General features: G+C 65.9%; 17 protein-coding genes. 8 read left to right on the plus strand and 9 right to left on the minus strand.

Going from position 1 to position 16,717, the window contains the following annotated elements; genetic code table 11:
- Nucleotides 1-88: 88 nt before the first annotated feature.
- Entirely contained in the window at nucleotides 89-349 is a 261-nt protein-coding gene (locus OSH07_RS22385; protein ID WP_266340928.1) for a helix-turn-helix transcriptional regulator, read from the plus strand.
- 168 nt (nucleotides 350-517) lie between these two features.
- On the opposite strand, the gene OSH07_RS22390 is transcribed toward OSH07_RS22385, so the two are convergent.
- Genes OSH07_RS22390 through OSH07_RS22405 form a run of 4 tightly spaced genes read right to left on the minus strand, consistent with a single transcriptional unit; the run spans nucleotide 518 to nucleotide 3,448 of the window.
- Nucleotides 518-1,312, minus strand: coding sequence for a transporter substrate-binding domain-containing protein (locus OSH07_RS22390; RefSeq protein WP_266340929.1), 795 nt, complete (start codon nucleotides 1,310-1,312; stop codon nucleotides 518-520).
- Between the two features lie 21 nt (nucleotides 1,313-1,333).
- Entirely contained in the window at nucleotides 1,334-2,122 is a 789-nt protein-coding gene (locus OSH07_RS22395; RefSeq protein WP_277614375.1) for an amino acid ABC transporter ATP-binding protein, read from the minus strand.
- Complete coding sequence (locus OSH07_RS22400) at nucleotides 2,109-2,756, minus strand: amino acid ABC transporter permease (protein WP_266340930.1); 648 nt, start codon at nucleotides 2,754-2,756, stop codon at nucleotides 2,109-2,111. Before OSH07_RS22400 ends, OSH07_RS22395 begins: the two co-directional genes overlap by 14 nt.
- A gap of 14 nt (nucleotides 2,757-2,770) precedes the next feature.
- Nucleotides 2,771-3,448 carry an ABC transporter permease subunit gene (locus tag OSH07_RS22405; protein ID WP_266340979.1) on the minus strand — a complete coding sequence of 226 codons (678 nt, stop codon included), beginning with the start codon at nucleotides 3,446-3,448 and terminating at the stop codon, nucleotides 2,771-2,773.
- Between the two features lie 644 nt (nucleotides 3,449-4,092).
- Here OSH07_RS22405 and OSH07_RS22410 point away from each other — a divergent pair.
- Nucleotides 4,093-4,839 carry a GntR family transcriptional regulator gene (locus OSH07_RS22410; RefSeq protein WP_266340931.1) on the plus strand — a complete coding sequence of 249 codons (747 nt, stop codon included), beginning with the start codon at nucleotides 4,093-4,095 and terminating at the stop codon, nucleotides 4,837-4,839.
- Between the two features lie 20 nt (nucleotides 4,840-4,859).
- On the opposite strand, the gene OSH07_RS22415 is transcribed toward OSH07_RS22410, so the two are convergent.
- The 5 genes from OSH07_RS22415 to OSH07_RS22435 all read right to left on the minus strand — a co-directional run bounded on the left by OSH07_RS22415 (nucleotide 4,860) and on the right by OSH07_RS22435 (nucleotide 8,781).
- The gene (locus OSH07_RS22415) at nucleotides 4,860-5,660 is read right to left on the minus strand and encodes a shikimate dehydrogenase family protein (RefSeq protein WP_266340932.1); all 801 of its coding nucleotides are present in this window, start codon (nucleotides 5,658-5,660) and stop codon (nucleotides 4,860-4,862) included.
- Between the two features lie 103 nt (nucleotides 5,661-5,763).
- Nucleotides 5,764-6,564, minus strand: coding sequence for a transporter substrate-binding domain-containing protein (locus tag OSH07_RS22420; RefSeq protein ID WP_266340933.1), 801 nt, complete (start codon nucleotides 6,562-6,564; stop codon nucleotides 5,764-5,766).
- A gap of 47 nt (nucleotides 6,565-6,611) precedes the next feature.
- The gene (locus tag OSH07_RS22425; protein WP_266340980.1) at nucleotides 6,612-7,352 is read right to left on the minus strand and encodes an amino acid ABC transporter ATP-binding protein; all 741 of its coding nucleotides are present in this window, start codon (nucleotides 7,350-7,352) and stop codon (nucleotides 6,612-6,614) included.
- A gap of 58 nt (nucleotides 7,353-7,410) precedes the next feature.
- Entirely contained in the window at nucleotides 7,411-8,055 is a 645-nt protein-coding gene (locus OSH07_RS22430) for an amino acid ABC transporter permease (protein ID WP_266340934.1), read from the minus strand.
- 42 nt (nucleotides 8,056-8,097) lie between these two features.
- A complete protein-coding gene (locus OSH07_RS22435; protein WP_266340935.1) occupies nucleotides 8,098-8,781 on the minus strand; it encodes an amino acid ABC transporter permease in 684 nt (227 codons plus the stop codon).
- A 243-nt stretch (nucleotides 8,782-9,024) separates the two neighbouring features.
- On the opposite strand from OSH07_RS22435, the gene OSH07_RS22440 reads away from it, so the two are divergent.
- The 6 genes from OSH07_RS22440 to OSH07_RS22465 all read left to right on the plus strand — a co-directional run bounded on the left by OSH07_RS22440 (nucleotide 9,025) and on the right by OSH07_RS22465 (nucleotide 16,669).
- Nucleotides 9,025-10,557, plus strand: coding sequence for a UxaA family hydrolase (locus OSH07_RS22440; RefSeq protein WP_420909671.1), 1,533 nt, complete (start codon nucleotides 9,025-9,027; stop codon nucleotides 10,555-10,557).
- A 38-nt stretch (nucleotides 10,558-10,595) separates the two neighbouring features.
- Complete coding sequence (locus OSH07_RS22445) at nucleotides 10,596-11,561, plus strand: GntR family transcriptional regulator (RefSeq protein ID WP_266340937.1); 966 nt, start codon at nucleotides 10,596-10,598, stop codon at nucleotides 11,559-11,561.
- A 434-nt stretch (nucleotides 11,562-11,995) separates the two neighbouring features.
- Complete coding sequence (locus OSH07_RS22450; RefSeq protein ID WP_266340938.1) at nucleotides 11,996-13,132, plus strand: amidohydrolase/deacetylase family metallohydrolase; 1,137 nt, start codon at nucleotides 11,996-11,998, stop codon at nucleotides 13,130-13,132.
- Between the two features lie 522 nt (nucleotides 13,133-13,654).
- Nucleotides 13,655-14,893, plus strand: a complete 1,239-nt coding sequence (locus OSH07_RS22455; RefSeq protein ID WP_266340939.1) for an ABC transporter substrate-binding protein — start codon at nucleotides 13,655-13,657, stop codon at nucleotides 14,891-14,893.
- 70 nt (nucleotides 14,894-14,963) lie between these two features.
- Nucleotides 14,964-15,839, plus strand: coding sequence for an ABC transporter permease subunit (locus OSH07_RS22460; protein ID WP_266340981.1), 876 nt, complete (start codon nucleotides 14,964-14,966; stop codon nucleotides 15,837-15,839).
- The gene (locus OSH07_RS22465) at nucleotides 15,839-16,669 is read left to right on the plus strand and encodes a carbohydrate ABC transporter permease (RefSeq protein ID WP_266340940.1); all 831 of its coding nucleotides are present in this window, start codon (nucleotides 15,839-15,841) and stop codon (nucleotides 16,667-16,669) included. The genes OSH07_RS22460 and OSH07_RS22465 overlap by 1 nt, the downstream gene beginning before the upstream one ends.
- The last annotated feature ends 48 nt before the right edge of the window (nucleotides 16,670-16,717 follow it).

The following is a 16,717-nucleotide window of genomic DNA, read 5'->3' on the forward strand; positions in this document are numbered from 1 at the left end:
CTGCCGTGGCCCGCGCCTACACAGGCCCCATTGCCTGATCTCACCCATTATGGTTGACTTGGGGGAGGTTAGGCAAGGCTTTGAAACGATGAATTTGCTTCCGGAGCAATGTCGGGCGGCGCGGGGACTGCTTAACTGGACCCAGGAGCATCTCGCGAATGTCGCGGGTGTGTCGCGCAGCACAATCAAGGACTTCGAGTGCAATCGCCATGCGATTCACCGCGCCACCGAGGCGCTGCTGGTGCGGGCCTTCGAGGGGGGCGGCGTGCGCCTCATTCCCGCCGAAGGGGAGGGCCCCGGCGTCCGCCTCGCCTGCCGTTGCGGCCCGGGATCTGGCCTGGTCAACTGAGCTTTTGCCTCTGACGGCAGCCGGTTTTCTGCGTCCTTCGAGGCCGCCTTGCGGCGGCGCCTCAGGATGATGCGGATCGAGGATGGCAGGGGCGGTCCTAAATGAAAAAAAGGCCGCCACGCGGATGCGCGGCGGCCTCTTGATTCGTGCCTAGCGGCGCTGGCGCGCTTACTTGGCTTCCGCGAGGTACGGGGTCAGGTCGAGCTTGGCGCCCATGTACTTCTCGAAGATGGTCGAGAGCGAACCATCGGCGGCGCCCTTCTTGACCCAGTCCTGCAGCCAGGCCTTCAGCTCCGGCTCGTTCTGGCGCAGGCCGATGCCGAGCGGCTGCTGGACGACGTCCGCCTTCGGCTCCAGCTCCTTGGCCGGGTAGCGCTCGGCGAGCGTCAGGTACATGCCGTAGGGCGCGCACATGGCGTCGACCTGGCCGGACATCAGCGCGGTGATGGTGGTCGCGTCATCGTCGAAGCGGACGAGCTTGGTGTCGGCCGGGGCCTTCTTGGTCAGCTCGGTGTCCTGCAAATTGCCGCGGACGACGCCGACGCGCTTGCCGGAGAGGTCCTCGAGCGACTTGATCTCGACGCCCTTCGGTCCGAACACGATCAGGCGGTTGACCGAGTAGGGGACGAAGTCGACGACCTTGGCGCGCTCGGGGGTGATCGCGAAGGACGAGATGACGATGTCGGTCTTGTTCGTCAGCAGGAACGGCACGCGGTTCGGGCCGGTCACTTCGACGAGCTTCATCTTGACGCCGAGGTCGGCGGCCAGCTTGTTCGCGACTTCGACGTCGGCGCCTGCCGGCTTCAGGTTGGCGTCGGTCATGCCCCATGGCGGCGCGCCGAGGTCGATCGCGATGGCGATCTCGCCCTTGGCCTTGATGTCGGCCAGGAGATCGGCCTTGGCGACGCCGGCAACGCCGAGCGCCATGGTCGCGGCGAGCGCGACGCGGGTCAGGAACTTCATTCTGTTACCTCCAGTTAGAACTCAGAGACCGCTGCTCAGGAATTGCCGCAGTTCCGGTGTCTTCGGATCCGCGAAAATCTCTGCGGGCGGGCCAGCCTCCCAGACCTTGCCCTGGTGCATGAAGACGACGATGTCGGCGACGCGGCGGGCAAAGGCCATTTCGTGGGTGACGAGGACCATGGTCATGCCGTCGCGGGCGAGGTCCTCCATCACCTTCAGCACTTCGCCGGTCAGTTCCGGATCGAGCGCCGAGGTCACTTCGTCGAACAGCAGCACCTTGGGCGAGAGCGCCAGCGAGCGGGCGATGGCGACGCGCTGCGCCTGGCCGCCGGAGAGCTGTTCCGGATAGGCTTCCGCCTTGTCGGCGAGGCCGACCAGGCCGAGCACCTTGTGGGCGATCGCGTCGGCGTCGGCGCGCGACTTCTTCTGCACGACCGTCAGCGCCAGCGTGATGTTCCGCAGCACGGTCAGGTGCGGGAACAGGTTGTAGCTCTGGAACACCATGCCGACTTCGGAGCGCAGGCGCTTGACCGAGGCGCGGTCTTCCATGGCGACGCGGTTGCCGCATACCTGGATGGTGCCGCCATTGATCTCTTCCAGCGCGTTCATGCAGCGCAGGAGCGTGCTCTTGCCCGAGCCGGAGCGGCCGACGATGGCGACCATGGTGCCGCGCTCGATGGTGAGCGAGACGCCATGCAGCACCTGGAGCGGGCCGAAGCTCTTGGAGACGTTGTCGACGACGATGATCGGCTCGGCGACCGGAACGGCTTCGTTCCGGGGACGCGTGCCGGCTGCTTCACTTACCGACATTGAGCTTCCTTTCGAAATGTCTGCTGGCGAGGGAGAGGGGGTAGCACATGGCGAAATAGATGATCGCCACGAAGACGAAGGTGATGAACGGCTCGAACGTCGAGTTGTTGACGATCTGTCCGGCGCGCGCGAGTTCGACGAAGCCGATGATCGAGGTGATCGACGTGTTCTTGATGATCTGCACCATGAAGCCGACGGTCGGCGGGATGGCGATGCGCGAGGCCTGCGGCAGGATCACGTAGCGATATTGCTGCATGCGGTTGAGGCCGATGCAGTTGGAGGCTTCCCACTGCGTCTTCGGCACCGACAGGATGCAGCCGCGCCAGATCTCGCCGAGGAAGGCGGAGGTGTAGAGCGTCAGCGACAGGCCGGCGGCGACGATCGGCGGAATATCGAGACCGAGGATCGACAGGCCGAAATAGGCCAGGAACAGCACCACCAGCAGCGGCGTGCCCTGGATGATCTGGATGTAGGCGGCCGAGATCCAGCGCAGCCACTTCAACTGCGAGACGCGGCCGAGCGCCAGCGCCAGGCCGACGATGCCGCCGCCGATGAAGGCGATCACCGACAGCAGCAGCGTCCAGCGCGCCGCCTCGATGAGGTAGATGAGATGGGTGGTGGAGAACGTGATCATGACTTCACCTCACCTCACGTGCGCAGCTTGCGGCGGCGGACGAAGGCGACTTCGCCGATGGCCCAGAGGACGACGCGGAAGAGGACGGAGAGGGCGAGATAGACGGCCGCGACGATCAGGTAGACCTCGAACGAGCGGAACGTCTCCGACTGGATCATGTTCGCCTCGGCGGTCAGCTCCTGCGCGGAGATCTGCGAGGTGATCGAGGAGGACAGCATCAGCAGCACGAACTGGCTCGACAGCGCCGGATAGACGCGCTCGACGGCCGGGATCAGGATGATGTGCCAGTAGACCTGCAGCTTGTTGAGGCCGAGGCATTCCGCCGCCTCGAGCTGGCCCTTGGCGATCGACTCGATGCCGGCGCGGATGATCTCGCTGCCATAGGCGCCGGTGTTGATCACCAGCGCGATCACGGCGGCGGTCTCGGCCGAAAGCCGCAGCCCGAGGCTGGGCAGGCCGAAATAGACGATGAAGATCTGGACCAGCAGGGGCGTGTTGCGGATCACCTCGACATAGGCGCCGACGAGCGCGGACGCCCACTTGTTCTTGCCGGAACGGATGATGGCGCAGACCAGGGCGACGACGAAGCCGATGGCGATCGACGCTCCCGCGAGCAGGATCGTCTGCCAGGCGCCGCGCAGGAAGGCGGGCCAGGTGTCCAGGAGAAATGAGAAGTCAAACGAGTATGAGATCATCCCGTCGCCTGCTGTTGGTGGGCTCTGTAGGAGGGCGAGATCGCGCGGAGCGGCGGCTGGCTGCTACGGGGCGCGGATCGTCGAGGCGGCGTGGCGCGTCATGGCGAGGCGCGTCATGGCACGGCAGCGGCCGGGTCGGTCGAAGGCGGCATATTCCCCTCCGGCCGCGACCGCAACACCACCTGGCTGTGGCAATCCGACATGGTCGGGTTCGTAAGGGTCCCGATCGATGCCCGGTTCTGGACCGGGCGCTCCGTCGCGAGAGCCATAGGATGTGTGGTGTTCATTCCATCGCCTTGGTCGAAGACCTCCTCCCGGAGGCATGAGTTGGATGCTCCGGCCGGGACCGGTGCGCGCGGGCGTTGAAGAGCCGCCGGATCGGCCGCCGCGAATTTTCGCGCAGCCTGACCTCTGCCATGACCTCCGGACCGCTCGGATCCGGCTGCCAATTGGGCCGCTGTTTGCCTCTTTGTGCGTCTCGGCACTAGTATTCTAGTCCACTGACATTGACAATATGCGGGCACAATCGGCATGCCTCCGCGGCAGGAACGGCGGAAACGTTTGGTTTCATTCTAAGATTCGTCGTATCCAGCCAGGCGGGGACGCGAAAAGCCGAATAAAAAAATTAGGGCGGGACGCAGATGGAATTGGCAAACCAGTCGCTCGGAGCGATTCTCGATGACGCCAGTCTCAGTCGGGAACGGCGGGCATCACTTCAGGTCTATGCACTTTTGCGACGGGCGATCATCTCGCTCGAGCTGAAGCCCAATCGGCCCATATCCGAGCAGGATGTGGCCAACCGGCTCTCGATCAGCCGGACGCCAGTGCGCGAAGCGTTCATCCGCCTGGCGGAGGAGGGGCTGCTGATCAGCTATCCGCAGCTTACCACCGTGATCGCGCCGATCCGGATGGAGGCGCTGCTGGAAGCGCAGTTCCTTCGCGAGGCGATCGAATGCGCCACGGCGGAGCGAGCGGCGCGCATCATCGACGAGGACGGCATCATCCGCCTGCGCGCCGTGCTGGCGCGCCATGCCGCGTCGCTGCAGGCGGAGAAATGGCCGGAATTCCACTTGCTCGACGAGGAGACCCACCGGCTGATCTGCGAGATGGCTGGCCTGCGCGGTCTCGGCCGTCCGGTCGAGCAGGCGCGCGGCCATCTCGACCGCGTGCGCTACCTGACGCTGCCCGAGCTCGACACGTCGCGGCGGGTCGTCGCCCAGCATACGACGGTGGTCGAGGCGATCTGCGAGCATCGCCCGGAGGACGCGCGCGAGGCGATGCGCGTGCATGTTCGCGACCTGCTGCCGCGCCTCGACAGCATACGCGAGCAATATCCCGATTATTTCGAGGAGCGGCCGCCGATCGTCCGGCGCTCGCCCGCCCGCTAGCGTCCCAGCCAGCCCGCGCCTCACAGCCCCAGGAAATCGGCCATCAGCTCGAGCTGCTGGTCGAGCATCGGCTTGCCGAGATGGATCCGGCTGCCGGCCGCCTCGGCCGACTGCAGGAGCGGCGTCATCACCGGCTGCATGATCACTTCGGCGACGATCATGTCCGCGGTCAGCCGTGTCGTGTCGAGCGGCGCGGCATCGTCCGGCCTCATGCCGAGCGAGGTGCCGTTTACGACAAGGTCATGGCCGCTCGGGTCGTCGTCGCCGACGACGATGGTCGCCTGCGGGTGCAGCGTCAGGATGCGCTCGCGCAGCGCCTCGGCCTTGGCGCGGGTGCGGTTGGCGATCGTCAGCCTCGCGACGCCGCCGGCGACGAGTGCGAAAGCGATGGCGTTGGCGGCGCCGCCCGCGCCGGCCAGATAGGCGCGGCGGCCCTCGATCGAAATGCCGGCGACCGCCAGCCCGGCGACGAAGCCGTGGCCGTCGAGCATGTCGCCGACCAGCCGGCCGTCCGGCTCGCGGCGGATCACGTTGATGGCGCCGATGGCGCGCGCGCTCGGGCTGATCGCGTCGCAGAGCGCGGCCATCGGTCCCTTGTGCGGCACGGTGACGATGGCGCCGTCGAAGCTCTTCAGCGTGCGCAGCGCGTCGGCGAAGGCCGCGAGATCGCCGGGGGCGACCTGGAAGGGGACCATGACGGCGTCGCGGCCGCGCGCGCGGGCGATGCGGTTGATGCCGGGCGGCGCCTTCACATGCGCGATCGGGTCGGCAAGGATGCCGAGCACGCGGGTCGTGCCGGTGATCTCTCCGGTCTGGGTCATGGTCGCTGTCTCTGTTTGTCTTGCTGTGGGCAGCCGGCGACGCGGGCGGCCGGCTGCGCTCCGGATCAATGCGGAGGGGCGCTTGCCCCTCCGCATCGCCTCTTTATTCCGGGATGGATTCCGGCAGGTTCTGGTTGAAGTACTTGACGTAGATCTGGTTCAGCTTGCCGTTCTTCAGATTGGCGCCGACCCATTCGTCGATCCAGGCCTTGAGCTCGGGATCGTTCTTGCGCAGGCCGACCGCCATCGGGTAGGCGGCGAGCGTCAGCTTGACCTCGAGGTTCTTGTCGGGGCTCTGCTCGGCGACCGAATTGGCGGTCGAGAGCGCGGCGGCGAGGACGTCCTGCTGGCCGGTGGCGATGGCGGTGTTGGCGGTCGCCTCGTCCTCGTAGCGGACGATGTTGGCGGCGGCGCCGGCTTCCTTGACGGCGCGCGTCAGCTCGATGTCGGCGGTGGTGCCGCGCGCCACGGCGACGTTCTTGCCGGCGAGGTCGGCGGTCGAGGCGAGCGTGGCCGATTTCGGCGCCGAGACGACGACCGGAACCACGCCGTACGGCTTGGAATAATTGACGACCTTCTTGCGCTCCTCGGTGATCGAGAAGGAGGCGATGACGATGTCCGCCTTGTTGGCGAGCAGGAACGGCACGCGGTTGGCGCCCGAGACCGGCACGACTTCGAGCTTCACGCCGAGATCGTCGGCGAGCAACTGCGCCGTCTCGATGTCCGAGCCGATCGCCTTCGCCTGCGGGTCGAGCATGCCGTAGGGCGGATGGCTGATGTCGACGGCGACGCGCAGCGTGCCGCGCGTCTTGATCTGCTCGGGCGTGTCGGCATGGGCCGAGACCGCGCCGGCGCAGAGCGCGAAGGTCAGGGCGACGCCGCCGACGAGACGTTTCATGTTCATAGGTCTTCCTCCACTGGGTAGAAATCGTGCCGGCGCCGGGGCGCCGGTCAGAGACCGTTGCCGACGAACTGGCGCAGCTCCGGCGTTTGCGGATTGGCGAGCATGTCGCCGGTTCCGGTCTCCCAGACCCGGCCCTGGTGCATGAACACCACCTGGTCGGCGACCGAACGGGCGAAGGCCATCTCGTGGGTGACGAGCATCATCGTCATGCCCTCGGAGGCCAACTGCTCGATCACCCTGAGCACCTCGCCGGTCAGCTCCGGGTCGAGGGCGGACGTCACCTCGTCGAACAGGATCAGCTTGGGACGCATGGCGAGCGAGCGGGCGATGGCGACGCGCTGCTGCTGGCCGCCCGAAAGCTGCTCGGGATAGTTCTGCGCCTTGTCGGAGAGGCCGACCTGCGCCAGCACGCGGGCGGCGAGGTCGCGCGCCTCGCCGGCGCCGATCTTGTGCACCTTGCGCGGGGCGAGCGTGACGTTCTGCTCGACGGTCAGGTGCGGGAACAGATTGTAGCTCTGGAATACGATGCCGACGTCCTGACGCAGTTCGCGCAGGTCGACCTTACCGCCATGCAGCTCGCGGCCGCAGACCGTCAGTTCGCCGGCATTGATCCGCTCCAGCCCGTTGACGCAGCGCAGCGCCGTGCTCTTGCCGGAGCCGGAGCGGCCGATCAGCGCCACCACCTCGCCGGGGGCGACTTCCAGGTCGATCCCCTTCAGCACTTCCAGTTCGCCGAAGCTCTTGCGCACGCCGTGGAAGCGCACGAGGGGGACGTTGGATCGGGTCATGCTCGGGATCTCGGTCGCATGTTTCGTCGAAGGGGCGGCGATGTTCATGAGGCTCTCCTCAGCTCCGGTTCAGCCGGCGCTCGAACCGGCGCGCCATGACCGACATCGGGAAGCAGATGGCGAAATAGATCAGCGCGGCGATGGTGAAGACGGTGAACGGCATGAAGGTCGAGTTGTTGATGACCTTGGCCGAGTAGGTGAGGTCGAAGAAGCCGATCACCACCGCGTAGGACGTGTTCTTGACGATCTGGACCAGGAAGCCGACCGTCGGCGGCACGGCGATGCGCATCGCCTGCGGCAGGATCACGTAGACGAAGCGCTGCGTGTTGGTCAGCGCCAGGCACTCGCCCGCTTCCCATTGCGTCTTCGGCACCGCCTGGATGCAGCCGCGCCAGATCTCGCCGAGATAGGCGCTGGAATAGAGCGTCATCGCCGCGCCGGCGGCGATCAGCGCCGGCACGTCATATCCGCCGATCGAGATGCCGAAATAGACGACGAACATGATGACCGGCAGCGGGATGCCCTGCACCAGCTGGACGAAGGCGGCCGAGGCGAGCCTGGGGCCACGGCGGCGCGAGGCGCGCGCCAGCGCCACCGGCAGGCCGACGACCGTGCCGCCGACGAAGCCGAGCAGCGACAGGACGATGGTCCAGCCGGCGCCGCGGAAGAGGAAGGCGATCTGCTCGATGGTCAGTCCGAACATGGGCGGGATCCGTGCGTCGAGGAGGGAGCGGGTTCGGCGGCGCTAGAGCGGCGTGCCGAGGCGCCGGCGGCGCGGGAACGAGACCTGGGCGACGCCGAGCAGCGTCAGCCGCAGCAGGCAGGCCATCACCAGGTAGACGCCGGCGATGACGAGGTAGACCTCGAAGCCGCGGAAGGTGAAGGACTGGATCATGTAGGCGACGCCGGTCAGTTCCTCGGCCGAGATCTGCGACATGATCGAGGTGGCGAGCATCATCAGCACGAACTGGCTGACGAGCGCCGGATAGACCCGCTCGACCGCCTGCGGCAGCTGCACCGACCACAGGCTCTGGCTCGGCTTCAGCGCCAGGCAGGCCGCCGCCTCGATCTGGCCCTTCGGAATGCTCTGGAAGCCGGCGCGCATGATCTCGGCCGTATAGGCGCCGACATTGATGACGAGCGCGATCACGGCGGCCGGGAACGGCCCGACCCGCACCTGCAGCACGGCGAGCCCGAAGAACAGCCAGAACACCTGGATGATCAGCGGCGTGTTGCGGATGCCCTCGACATAGATGGTCACGATCCGCTGCACCCAGGGCGGCCCATAAAGCCGGCCGATGGCGCAGCCGGTGCCGAGCGCGAAGCCGGGAACGATCGAAACGACGGTCATTCCCAGCGTCAGCCAGATTCCATGCCACAGATCCGGCAGATAGTCGTTCAGGAACGAGAAATCGAACTCATATGACAAGGCGCAACCCCGCACATTCCGTAACGATGAGGCATCGAAACGGACCCGTATATCTGGAATTTAAGTTTGGAACTGGTGCGTCCTGGATCGAGATCTACGTGAAGATCCAATCTCTGGCGGCACAGGCGTGCCGACAGTGCTCCCATATCCGGAATATTATTGTTGTTTTTCTGTTGACTAGAGCAGGTCTAACATGATTGATTGATGCACGCAATAACCATTTTAACGGAAATGATCATGTCGCTGCCGACGCCGTCATCCCCTGCGATCCAACTCAATCCGCAAGACAATGTGAGTGTGGCGCGCGCGGTCATTCCCGCCGGCACCGTGCTCGCCGGCAGCAATGTCGTGGCGCGGGACGAGATTCCCTCCGGCCACAAGATCGCCACCCAGCCGATCGAGGCCGGCGACCCGGTGCTGAAATATGGCCAGGTGATCGGCACGGCGAGCGCCGCCATCCAGCCGGGCGACCACGTGCACCTGCACAATCTCGCCATGCAGGACAGCGACGTGACGCATGATTTCGCCGCCGACGCGCGGCCGACGCCGCTGCTGCCGGAAGCGGAGCGGCGGACGTTCGAGGGGTATGTCCGCGCCGACGGCCAGGTCGGCACCCGCAACTATATCGGCATCATCACCTCGGTAAACTGCTCGGCGACGGTGTCGCGCGCCATCGCCGACGCCTTCAATCGCGGCGGCGCGCTCGACGCGTTCGAGAATGTCGACGGCGTCGTCGCGCTGACGCACGGCACGGGCTGCGCCATCTCGACCAAGGCCGAGGGCTACACCTACCTGACCCGCACGCTGAGCGGCTACGCCAAGCACCCGAACTTCGCCGGCATCCTGATGATCGGGCTCGGCTGCGAGACCAACCAGATCGAGCCGATCCTCGAGCGCTTCGGTCTGGAGGAGGGGCCGCTGCTGCGCACCATGACGATCCAGCGCCTCGGCGGCGCGCGCAAGACGGTGGAGATCGCCTCCGAGATCATCCGCGAGATGCTGCCGATCGCCAACGCCGCCAGGCGCACCACCGTGCCGCTTTCGGGGCTGAAGCTGGCGCTGCAATGCGGTGGCTCGGACGGTTATTCCGGCATTTCGGCCAATCCGGCGCTCGGCTACGCGGCCGACCTGATCGTCCGCCACGGCGGCACCGCCGTGCTGAGCGAGACGCCGGAGATCTACGGCGCCGAGCACCTCTTGACCCGCCGCGCCGTCACCCCGGCCGTGGCGCAGAAGCTGATGGACCGGATCGACTGGTGGCGCGACTACACCGAGCGCAACGGCGCCGAACTCAACAACAATCCCTCGCATGGCAACAAGGCGGGCGGCCTGACCACCATCCTGGAAAAGTCGCTCGGCGCCGTCGCCAAGGGCGGCACCATGCCCCTCGAGGCGGTCTATGAATATGCCGAGCCGATCAACCAGAGCGGGTTTGTCTTTATGGATACGCCCGGCTACGATCCCGTCGCGGTAACGGGGCAGGTCGCGGGCGGCTGCAACGTCATCGTCTTCACGACGGGTCGCGGTTCCGTCTCCGGGTTCAAGCCTGCGCCGTGCATCAAGGTTGCCACCAACAGCGAGATGTACGAGCACATGCAGGATGACATGGACGTCAACTGCGGCGGCATCGTCACGGGCGAGGATACGATCGAGGCGGCCGGTCAGCGCATCTTCGAAGCCGTCATCGCCACCGCGTCGGGCCAGTATACCCTCAGCGAAGATTTCGGGTTTGGGGACAATGAGTTCGTGCCATGGCAAATCGGCGCGGTGACCTGAAGGTCGCGCGAAACGGACGGAATGCGGGCGGGGGCGGCGTGGACCGCACCCCCGCCTATGCCTCGATCGCCGAGCGGCTCAGGCTCGGCATCGAGAGCGGCAGCCTGCCGCAAGGGGCGGTGCTGCTCGAAGGGCCGCTCGCGTCGATCTTTGGGTCCAGCCGCTCGCCGGTGAAGCAGGCGCTGGCCCAACTGGAGGAGGAGGGGCTGCTTCGCCGCTTCGACGGTCGCGGCCTGCTGGTCGGCGCGACGGGCGAACCGAAGCGGCTGAAGATCACGGCCGAGATGTTCGATCTCGACGCCGCCGCCATGCCGGCCGCCAAGCATTTCGCCTGGCAGTCGCTCTATTACGATTTCGAGCGCGAGGTGATCCTGCGCTCCGTCTTCGGCCGCTTCCGCGTCAACGAGCTGGCGCTGGCGCGCCATTTCGACGTCGGCCGCACGGTGGCGCGCGACCTGCTGATCCATGCGCAGCAGGTCGGCATCGTCGCCAAGGGCGAGAAATCGCACTGGTGGATCATCCCGCTCGACGAGGCGCGCTTCCAGGACCTCTACGACCTGCGCATCCTGCTCGAACCGGCGGCGCTCGAAACCGCGGTCGGCGCGATCCCGCCTTCGGTGCTTTCGGCGATGGCCGGCCGGCTCGAGGACGGCATCCATCACGCCGGCGACGCCGGCATCGCCGAACTCGACGTGCTGGAGGAGGAGCTGCATATCGGCTGCCTCTCCTATGGCCGCAATCCCGAGATCGTCGAGGCGCTGAAGCGCACCCGCTGCATCCTCGTTTCCGGCAAGCATTTCCAGGTGGCGCTGCAGCGCCAGCCCTTCTTTGATTCGTTCATGGAGGAGCATCTGGAGATCATGCAGGCGATCGGCCGGCGCGATGTCGCCGCCGCCAAACATCTCCTGAAGGCGCATCTGCTGGCCTCGAGCGAGAAGGCGGCCGAGCGTCTCGCTGCCTTCCGCGCCACCCACGTCGTTTCGCCGACTTCCTATTTCGTGTGAACAACCGGCGGCCGGTCATTCCGTCACGGCATGGATTAAATGCCTTACGAAGGAATGATGTTGCACGCGTGGCCAACTCCGACCATTCTGCGCGCGCCGTCGCCCGGGTCGACGATGTGTTTGCGATCCGCCGGTGCGGGACAGTTCCTTCTTTGTGAGCGTCCGTAGCCGGCCAAGCCCGCGCGCCCCTGAAAAGGCGCGCTGTTCCGGTGTTTTCGGGGGGAGATGCCGGATCGGGGGCCGGGGCAGCGTCTGACGCTCGCCCCGCCCTCGGGCGACACCGGCAGGCCTGCGCCGCCTGTTCGACGAGGCTTCCGCATCCGCATCGGCTGTGCAATCGTCAGTGCATCGGGGCAATCGGGGAATCCGGATCATGACGGCCAGGCAGTCGGCGGCGACAGGCGGGGAGATGGCGCTTGCGGAGGGTGCACGCCGTGGCGTTTGATCTCATCCTGGCGAATGGCCGCGTCATCGACCCGTCGCAGGGGATCGACCGCATCACCGACGTCGCCTTCGCCGACGGCAAGGTGGCGGCGATCGGCGACAATCTCGCCGCTGTCGGCGTCGACCGGCGCGATGTCGCCGGCAAGATCGTCACGCCAGGCCTGATCGACCTGCACACCCATGTCTACTGGGGCGGCACCTCGCTCGGCGTCGATGCCGAGGACTACGCGCGGCGGAGCGCGGTGACGACGTCCGTCGACACCGGCAGCGCCGGGCCAGGCAACTTCCCGGGCTTCCGCAAGCATGTGATCGAGCCGAGCGCGGTGCGCATCCTCGCCTACCTGCATGTTTCCTTTGCCGGCATCTATGCCTTCTCCAACCGCATCATGGTCGGCGAGAGCCACGACATGCGCCTGATGGCGGCGCAGGACGCGGTCGAGGTGGCGGACGCCAATCGCGACGTCGTCGTCGGCATCAAGGTGCGAATCGGCCGTCATGCCAGCGGCGACAGCGGCATCGCGCCGCTCGACATCGCGCTGCAGGTCTCCGACGAACTCGGCATGCCGATGATGGTGCATATCGACGAGCCACCGCCTTCCTATGAAGCCGTCGTCGACCGGCTCCGGCCGGGCGACGTGCTGACCCACTGCTTCCGTCCGTTCCCGAACGCGCCGATCACCGGCAGGGGCGCGATCAAGCCGGAAGTGATCGCGGCGCGCGAGCGCGGCGTGATCTTCGACATCGGCCACGGCATGGGCTCGTTCTCGTGGAAGACGGCGCGCGCCATGCTCGACCAGGGCTTCGCGCCGGACACGATTTCCTCCGACGTCCATGCGCTCTGCATCAACGGGCCGGCGTTCGACCAGGTGACGACGCTGTCGAAATTCCTCCATCTCGGCATGCCGCTCGGCGAGGTGATCGCCGCCTCGACCCTCAATGCCGCCAGGGCGCTCGGCCGGCCCGAGCTCGGCACGCTGAAGCCGGGCAGCCCCGGCGACGCCAGCATCCTCTCGATCCGCGAGGGCAGCTTCCCGCTCGAGGATTCGCGCGGCGGGATCATCGCTGCGAAGGAGCGAATCGTGGCCGATGGCGTCGTCGTCGCCGGCCGCTGGTGGCATTCGAACTGAGCGGGCGGACCGCCGGCGCGCCTTCCGGCCGCGCCGGCCGCAGGCGGCTAGATCAACGGCAGACGCTGCCCGGATTTAGTTTTGCTGAACAAATAATTCTCAGCGAGCGCCGGTCTATCGGGCATTTCTCATCGTCTCTGCCAAGAAGAAAGAAATCGCTTGGCAGAAACCGTCCGGGCGACACATGATCGAGAACCAGACGCGGGAGCGGCCTTCGGCGGATGCCTTGGAGGCCCCAGGGACACGTTCTTTCCCGCGCCGGTAAGTGCATGGCCCGGCTCGTCCGGGGGAAGCAGAGGAGGGGTGGGCTACCGCACGGGCCGCATCTTCGGCTCGTCAATCGTCGGCGAAGCGGGACTTCGCCGCGAGGTCATCCCGAGGGGATGACGTTTCATTCTGCAGGGACGGTTGCGCGGGGAACCAAAACAATAGCGCCGGCCAGCCGCTGTGGAATGCAAGGTTACATGAGCCTCTACCTAGTTCGTTCAAGATTCACAACGTGAATACGGCAGGATCAGCTGAATGTACCAAATCAAGAAAAGCAGGGTTCTCGGTCTTCTGGCGGGCGCAGCCGTCATGCTCGGCGCGTCGACTGGCGCGCAGGCAGAGACCATCCGCGTCGTGCTCGGCTATTACAGCGCCGCGACCCAGGAATTGTTCGAAGGCATGGCCAAGGATTTCATGGCCAAGCATCCGGGCGACGAGGTCAAGATCGAGGTCATCCAGTGGGATAACCTCCAGCAGCGCCTGACCACCGACATCGCCGGCGGCACCGAGCCGGACATCTCGATGATCGGCACGCGCTGGCTGGTCGATTACGTCAAGAACGACATCGCCGAGCCGCTCGACGGCTACATGACGCCGGAATTCAAGGGCGGCTTCATCGACGCCTTCCTCTCGCCCTCGACCTTCGACGGCAAGATGTACGGCCTGCCGGTCGCCGCTTCGGCGCGCGCCATGTATTACAACAAGGACCTGCTGGCCAAGGCTGGCGTCAACGAGCCGCCGACCACCTGGGACGGCGTCGTTGACACCGCGAAGAAGATCAAGGCGCTCGGTTCGGACGCTTATGGCTTCGCGCTGCAGGGCAAGGAAATCGAGACCGACGCCTACTGGTACTATTCGCTCTGGAGCCATGGCGGCGACATCATCAAGGACGGCAAGTCCGGCGTCGCCAGCCCCGAGGCGGTGAAGGCGCTGACCCTCTACAAGTCGATGATCGACGAGGGCCTGACCGAGCCCGATCCGAGCGGCTTGAACCGCCAGGACATCGAGCGCCTGTTCAAGCAGGGCCGCATCGGCATGATCCTGACCGGCCCGTGGCTGCGCGGCCAGATCAAGACCGACGCCCCGACGCTGAACTACGGCCTGTCGTCGATCCCCGAGGGCACCACCAAGGCGACCTATGGCGTCACCGACACGCTGATGGTCTTCAAGTCGAGCAAGAACAAGGAACTCGCCATGAAGTTCCTGACGGAAACGGCCTTCAGCCCGAAATGGCGCATCGAGTTCTCGACCAAGGAAGGCTTCCTGCCGGTCATGAAGGAAGAGGCCGCTGCGCCCGTCTTCGCCAATGACCCGCAGCTCAAGGCCTTCACCGACATGCTGCCCTATGCCCGCTTCGCCCCGCCGGTGGCGAACTGGGAGCAGATGGTCGACGCGGTGATCGCTTCGCTGCAGAAGGTCTATATCGGTCAGGCCCAGCCGGAAGCCGCCCTGCAGGAAGCCGCGGCGACGATCGATGGCCTTATCCAGCAGTAACGCCGGCAAGGCACCCGAGGCGGGCGTCGGACGCGCGAAAAGCCGCGTCTCGGCGTCCTCCAACGGCAAGATAGGGCGCGCCAGCGCGCCCTATCTTCTCATCCTCCCTTCCATCCTGTTCGCCTTCTGGATCATCGGTTATCCGATCTACGACATGGCCAACATGTCGGTTCACGCGGTCAATCGGTTCGGCAAGACGGCGGCTTTCAACGATTTCGCCAACTACCAGCGGCTGTTCTCACACCAGCTCTTCATCGGCTGCCTGATCCGCACACTTGTGTGGACGGTGTTCGTCGTCGGCGGCACGGTGCTGCTCTCGGTGCCGATCGCGCTGATCCTGAACGAGAAGTTCTACGGCCGGACCTTGGCGCGCATCATCATCATGCTGCCCTGGGCGGTGTCGCTGACCATGACCGGCATCGTCTGGCGCTGGTCGCTGAACGGCCAGTTCGGCATGGTCAACGCGACGCTGAGCGAGATCGGCGTGTTGAGCGCGCCGGTCGAATGGCTCGCGACCTCGACGACGGCCTTCCCGATCCTGATCGCCATCGGCATCCTCGTCTCGATCCCGTTCACGGTGACGGTCATCCTCGGCGGCCTCGCCTCGCTGCAGGCGGATGTCTTCGAGGCGGCGAAGATCGACGGCGCCAGCGGCTGGCAGCGCTTCCGCTACCTGACGCTGCCGCTGATCCGGCCGTTCCTCAACATCGTGCTGGTGCTGAACTTCATCTACGTCTTCAACTCCTTCCCGCTGATCTGGGTGATGACGCAGGGCGACCCGGCCAACAGCACCGACATCCTGGTGACCTGGCTCTACAAGCTCGCCTTCCGCTATGGCGAGTTGGGCATCGCCTCGGCGCTGTCGATCGTCATGTTCCTGATCCTGCTGGCGCTGACGATCACTTACGCGGCGCTGGCCATGCGCAACGAGCGGAGCACCGTCTGATGGAGAATCCGGTCCGCAAATCCATCCTGATGTGGCTCTGCCTGTCGCCGCTGGTGATCCTGATCCTCTTCCCGTTCGCCGTCATGATCTCGACGGCCGTGAAGCCGAGGGTCGAGGTGCTGATGTATCCGCCGAGTTGGTTCCCGTCGGAGATCCGGCTGCAGAACTTCGTCGACATGTGGCAGGCGACGCGTCTCGGCCCGGCGGTTCTGAACAGCCTGATCGTCAGCATCACCGCCACGGTCCTCTGCCTGCTGGTCGCGATACCGGCCGCCTATGCGGCGGCGCGCATGGAGTTCACGGGACGCAAGCTGTTCCGCCAGTTCCTGCTGGTCACGCAGATGCTGTCGCCGATTGTGCTGGTGCTCGGCATCTTCCGCCTGATGGCGAAGATGGGCTTCGTCGACCAGCTGCCGGCGCTGGTGCTCGCCTATGTCGCCTTCAACCTCGCCTTCTCGGTCTGGATGCTGCAGGCCTATTTCCAGACCATCCCGCGTGAGCTGGAGGAGGCGGCGACCCTCGACGGCGCCTCGGCGATCCAGCGGCTCTGGCGGATATTCCTGCCGCTGGCGATCCCGGCGATCGGCATCACCGCCGTGTTCATCTTCATCTATTGCTGGAACGAGTTCGTGCTGGCGATGACGCTGCTGCGGACGCCGGAGAAGAGCACGCTGACGCTGCAGACTTTCTCGCTGGTCGGCGGGCGCTACCAGGTCGAGTGGGACCATGTCATGGCGGCGACGCTCGTCGCCAGCGTGCCGGTCGCCGTGATCTTCGCGCTGCTGCAACGCTCGCTGGTCAGCGGGCTGACGGTCGGCGCCGTGAAGTAGCCTCCAGACAGACACCTGAAATCGGCGGCGGGCTCCGGCCCGCCGCTT

Origin of the sequence: Kaistia nematophila (assembly GCF_026343855.1) — a bacterium.
In the GTDB taxonomy this organism is placed as follows: domain Bacteria; phylum Pseudomonadota; class Alphaproteobacteria; order Rhizobiales; family Kaistiaceae; genus Kaistia; species Kaistia nematophila.